Raw genomic sequence first — 4,295 nt, 5'->3', positions numbered from 1 at the left:
CAACAGACGCTTGGTCTGGGCAACAATGACATTTGTGTCTGTGCCGACCAAGCGCACGGTGCCCGCAGCAACCGCTTCGGGACGCTCGGTCGTGTCACGCATGACCAGAACCGGTTTACCCAAGGATGGCGCTTCTTCCTGAATACCGCCAGAATCGGTTAGAATGAGGCAGGAGCGCGTCATCAAATAGACAAAGGGCAGATAGTCCAGCGGTTCAATCAAGTGGATGTTATCAATGTCGGCCAAAAGCCGGTTCACCGGCTCTTGCACGTTGGGATTCAAATGTACCGGATATACGATCAGAACATCGGGATGGGATTTACAAATCTGTGCAAGCGCTGCGCAAATCTGCTCAAAACCGCCACCGAAACTTTCACGCCTGTGGCCGGTAACCAAAATCATCCGCTTGTTCGGATCCAAAAAAGTGAACTGCGCCGCCATCTGCGCCTGCAACGCCGCATCAGTCTCAAGGCGCTTCTGAACGCTCAGCAAAGCATCCACCACGGTATTGCCGGTCACATGGATATGTTCCGGTGCAACATTCTCAGCTAACAGGTTCTCACGTGCCTTCGAAGTAGGGGCAAAATGGAAAGTACTAAGCGCACCTGTCAATTTGCGGTTGCCCTCTTCGGGCCAAGGGGAATAAATATTGCCAGTGCGCAAACCAGCCTCTACATGCCCGACAGGAATTTGCGCATAATACCCAGCAAGCGTGGCCGCAAAGGTTGTGGCCGTATCTCCATGCACGAGGATCACGTCGGGTTTTCTAGCCTCTAATATCGGCTGCAATCCGGTCAGGATTTTCGATGTGATATGATGCAAGCTTTGGCCAGGGCTCATAATGTCAAGATCATGATCGGGCACCAGCCCGAACAGATTCAACACTTGATCAAGCATTTGGCGGTGTTGCGCAGTGATGCATAAAACGGATTCAAAACGATCATCACGTTGCAAGGATGTAACCAACGGCGCCATTTTTATAGCTTCCGGGCGCGTTCCGAAAACGGAGAGTATTGTTTGAGCCATTTCTAAAACTATGCCTGACGAGAAAGAGAAGAGGTGACAGCTAAATTCCATTTCGCAAGAAGCTTAATAAACACGATTTGACATGCCATCCACTCAAAGTTAGAGGAGCCTAGACTACGAGGGTTGTATGGGAATTCCGTCTGGAAATTACAACCCGATTTATATGTGAGCCATGATCAAGCCACTCCTTAGCAGAACTACGCTGGTTAGATCATACGGGAAGCACACTAGCGTGCTGTGAATCAAGCACGTGATAGCCATCAACACGTACACTAATCAAAGTGCGAAGAGCTTTGACGTCGTCGCCCTCCAAAACTCGATTCAGCTCTCGCAACATCCCCGCCACTTCAACTTGGCTCAGCATAATCTCTTCTGCACGCAAAATTTTCTCGTGGGGCGTTGTGCGCAGGCTGTCATCGTCGATCAGCAATTCTTCGTAAAGCTTCTCACCCGGGCGCAGACCGGTGATCTTGATCTCGATCTCGCCTGCACCACCCTCCATCACTGACCGTCCCGAAAGCTCAATCATGCGGCGCGCTATATCTAGGATCTTCATCGGTTCGCCCATGTCCAGCACGAACACATCTCCCCCCGTCGCGTAGGCCCCCGCCAACAGCACCAGGCGCGCGGCCTCCGTGATGGTCATGAAGAAGCGCGTGACTTCGGGATGGGTCACCGTCACCGGCCCGCCGCGACGGATCTGCCGCTCAAACAGCGGCAGCACCGATCCCGAAGATCCCAGCACATTGCCGAACCGCACCATGGAAAATTTCGTGCCGCTGGAGCGGGTTTGCAAATCCTGAACCACCAGCTCGGCCATGCGTTTGGTAGCCCCCATGATATTGGTCGGACGCACCGCCTTGTCGGTGGAAATCAGAATGAAACGCTCGCAGCCCTGCGTCTGCGCGGCCTCGGCCACAACTTGGGTGCCCAGCACGTTGTTGCGCGCACCTTCCAGCTCGTTTTCCTCGACCAGCGGCACGTGTTTGTAGGCGGCGGCGTGGAGTACTATTTCTGTGCCGGTCTCACGCATCACCTCTGCAACGCGACGCGCGTCCACCACAGAACCAAGACGTGTGGTTACAGTGATCCCTGCCGCTTCGGCCAATGGGCGCAACTCGCGATCAATTTCGTAAAGGGCAAATTCCGAGCGTTCAAACAGAACAATATGCGCAGGCGAGGTCCCGACCAACTGGCGGCAGAGCTCCGATCCAATCGACCCACCTGCCCCGGTCACCATCACCACACGTCTCGCATAGGTCTTGGCCACGTCCGGAATATCCAGATCGACCTTGTCGCGCCCAAGTAACGCATCCGGCGTCACTGTGCGAAGTTCATTCATACCTGCCTTGCCGGAAATCAGGTCCACATAGGATGGCAACACTTGTACGTCGCACGGCAGCTCCGCCAGACGGGTCAGGATCGCTTCCTGCTGTCCTCTGGAAATCGAAGGCATGGCGAGCAGCACGCGCTCGATCTTGCCACGCTCGACAAGCGATTTGAGCATATCAGGGCTTTGCACACGTAGCCCCGAAACGATAAGCCCGCGCAGCGCTGGATTGTCATCAATGAAGGCGCGCGGCGAAAGCTCTGCGGATTGCCGCAAGGCAGAGGCAAGTTGTATGCCCGCCGCGCCTGCCCCGTAAATTGCCACTGGAGTTTTTTGTCCACCCAATGTTTCTAGAAAATGCAAAGCTGCCAAAATTCCAAGACGCGCAAGCAACATCACACAAAAAAGCAGCACGCCCAAAATAAGTGGCACGGACCGTGGTGCCCATATCTCTAGGAGGTAACTGAGCACAATTGCACTCACGGTCAACGCACCCGCGACCAAGCCGATCCGCAACATTGCGTTACGTTCAAGCGCATGCAATTTGATCCGGTGCAACTGAAACATATAACTCGCCGCAAAGCCTGCTGCTGTCATCGTAACAAAAAGCCAAGGCGAAGGATTTGCGTAAGCAAAGGGCGTAAATGTGCCCAACCGCAGCGCAAACGCCAGATAGAGGCAGATTGGGACCAAGGCAGTATCAAGCGCCAGCCAAAACATCTGTTTCGTGCTGCGCCGCTGGCCCATCAAAAATTGATACATCAATGCAGTCCAATTGATTCAAAATAAATTACAGTTGCAGAATACACTGCCTATAGGTAGATCGCCAGCACCCAGCAGCACATGCGAAGAAAGCCGCCCTATTTCCTGCCACCTTCCCCCCGCGCCTTCACAAACCCCACAAACGCCGCGTCCGCTGACCTAAGCCTCGGCTTGCCGGAGCGCATCCAGTACTCGCGCCACTCGGCTTCCAGCACATAGATGTCCAAACCAGGTGCCAAGGCGCGCGCGGCTTCTATCGCATCACTCGACAAAGGCGGCAATTGCAGGCCGTCGTCCAGCACCGCCCCACGCGCAGTAAACCGGATCAAATCGCCCTCTTCTTCACTCATCTCATAATCCGGCAAATGATCGGCTGCGATCATATCGCGGATCATTTTACGGAACACACGGCGAGGCGATGCAGAGCCGGATTTCTTCAACAGCACCTCCACAGACACACGCCATGATTTTTGCCGTCCGCAATGTTTGCGCGCCAACTCGTAAATCCGCCGCTCCAAAGGTTTGCGCAGACGGAAATAATCCGTCGATAGCGTCAGCACCGATTTGCTTTCAACTGCCCTAAACAGCCACTCCGAAAGAACCACCGAGACCGAGACCATCCGCCCGCCTTTGGAGGCACGCACAATTTGCCAGCTCTCGATCAGACCGAAACCCGTGGTCACCTCATGCCCGCCAGTTTCCATATTGGTGGTGATGCGCGTGCCGACCAAACGCTCGAACGCATCGCGCAGACGCTTGTAGCCATCGCCCGACGTTTCACGGTTCGTCGCCACCAACAGATCATGCGCCTTCAGCGTTAGCTTGCGCGAAATCTCCCGCCCCGCATTCAGCGCCGCCATCAGCTGCGAGATGCAGTAAATCAGGATGTCTTTGTCGTGCAGCGTCGCCAACCCCTTGACCGAGGGCACCACCGTAATTTCCGTGCCGTTATGCGCGTAATTCAGGATGCGCTTATCGGGCCGCGTGGAGAGCGAGAAGATCGGGTGTTCCATGCTCGCCATGTCATCCTTGGGCAGGGCCGCAAAGATGTCGCACACAAAGAAATCGCGCGTGGGATGCCGCTCGGGTGCCAGTCCGAAAGCCGGAGATGTGTTTGCCATTATACTGCTCTCGCCCCGTTTGCGCGGCCTGCCTCATTACACGGGCAAATCTCAAC

3 protein-coding genes are annotated in these 4,295 nt (G+C 55.0%); all 3 read right to left on the bottom strand.

Annotated elements, in window-relative coordinates:
* Positions 1 to 1,026 (bottom strand): non-hydrolyzing UDP-N-acetylglucosamine 2-epimerase (wecB, locus tag WBC85_RS08360; protein ID WP_424435204.1); only part of this gene is annotated, 1,026 nt, incomplete at its 3' end.
* 211 nt (positions 1,027 to 1,237) lie between these two features.
* Positions 1,238 to 3,118: a polysaccharide biosynthesis protein gene (locus WBC85_RS08355; RefSeq protein ID WP_424435201.1), complete on the bottom strand. Its 1,881-nt coding sequence runs from the start codon at positions 3,116 to 3,118 to the stop codon at positions 1,238 to 1,240.
* A 98-nt stretch (positions 3,119 to 3,216) separates the two neighbouring features.
* On the bottom strand, positions 3,217 to 4,239 hold the full coding sequence (locus WBC85_RS08350) for a replication initiator protein A (RefSeq protein WP_424435198.1): 1,023 nt from the start codon (positions 4,237 to 4,239) through the stop codon (positions 3,217 to 3,219).
* Positions 4,240 to 4,295 lie beyond the last annotated feature (56 nt).

The sequence above is a fragment of the Planktotalea sp. genome, from assembly GCF_049680325.1.
Taxonomy (GTDB): Bacteria; Pseudomonadota; Alphaproteobacteria; order Rhodobacterales; family Rhodobacteraceae; genus Planktotalea.
The sequence above is the reverse complement of the archived record's forward strand: the minus strand, read 5'-3'. Positions and strand labels throughout refer to the sequence as shown.